This is a genomic window from Spiroplasma sp. hyd1, from assembly GCF_016082235.1.
GTDB classification, from domain to species: Bacteria; Bacillota_I; Bacilli_A; order Mycoplasmatales; family Mycoplasmataceae; genus Spiroplasma; species Spiroplasma poulsonii.
Genome location: NZ_JXYY01000113.1, coordinates 1 through 1,282 on the forward strand (window position 1 = coordinate 1; position 1,282 = coordinate 1,282).

Genomic DNA, 1,282 nt, shown 5'->3' on the forward strand with positions numbered 1-1,282 from the left:
ATTATATATAGATAAAAGTAAAGAAATAATAAATTTAAATAAAATTGAAAATAATGATATAGTAAAAAAGATAATAATTCTTAATGATGAAAATAATATACTAATTCATTTAAATTCAGGAAAATTATTTTTTATGTTAAATAAAATTGATATTGACAAAATAATGACATTTACTGTAAATAATCAGAATAATGATATTTATTATTTAAATTTTTTTAATAAAAATTTTTTTAAACTTTCTAGATTAAATACAAATGAAAATGTTATAAATACAAATGAAAATGTTATTTGAATAAGTGTTGGGTCAATAATTTTAGGTTTTATTTTAATTGGAACTTTATTAAGTTTATATATTATTTGGTTTAAAAAAAGAAAAAAAATACATAATATTAATAAAAAACAAAAATGTAAATGTGAAAATTGTGTAAATTAAAAAAGGAGAAAAAAATGAAAAAATTACTAAGTATCTTAACCATATCAACATTGACAGCAAGCGTTTCTGCGCCATTGCTTGCCAACACAACTCTAGAAAGAGTAAAACGTAATGTTGGGATAACTGCCAAAGATATCACAACTGGGTTTGAAATAAAAACAAAAGAGAAATTAGATAAAGAACTTGAATTAAAAAATAATTTTTTATTATGAAATATAGAAGATAAAAAAATTACTACAAAAGAATTTATTATAGATTCAAAAGAAAATATTTATTTTGGAACAACTGATGGTGCTTATATTTTAAAAAAAGATTTTGTTAATCCAATTCAATTAAAAAATATTAATGTTTGTATAAAATTAATTATTAAAGATAAAAAAAACAATATTTATTTTATTGCAAATAACCATGTATTTGTTTTAAAACAAGAAAAAAATGTTCCAGTAGAGTTAAATATTTCTTTTTCTAAAATAAATGATGCTATTTTTGATAATCAAGATAACATTTATTTTGCAACAGATACAGGCCTTTATAAATTAAATAATAATAATAATATAGAAGAAAAAATTTTAGATATAAATTTTAGACTTATATCTTTTGCTAAAAATTCTGAAGGTCATATATATATAACTTCAGGAGCACAGTCAAAAAATGACCTTGTTTTAATTGATAACAAATTAAAAGAAATTAATAATATAAAAGGTTATGTTTATAATATTTTTGTTGATAATCAAGATAATGTTTATTTTGTAAGTAATAAAAATAATTTTTATAAATTAAAGAAAAATAAATTTAAAGTTCAAAAAATAGAAAAATTAATAGGATTAATTAATTATATTTGTCAAAAAG

At 17.6% G+C, this 1,282-nt stretch carries 1 pseudogene; it reads left to right on the top strand.

The features are described from left to right. Positions 1–447: 447 nt before the first annotated feature. Positions 448–1,282: pseudogene (locus TS70_RS06580) on the top strand (hypothetical protein); the annotation flags it as partial.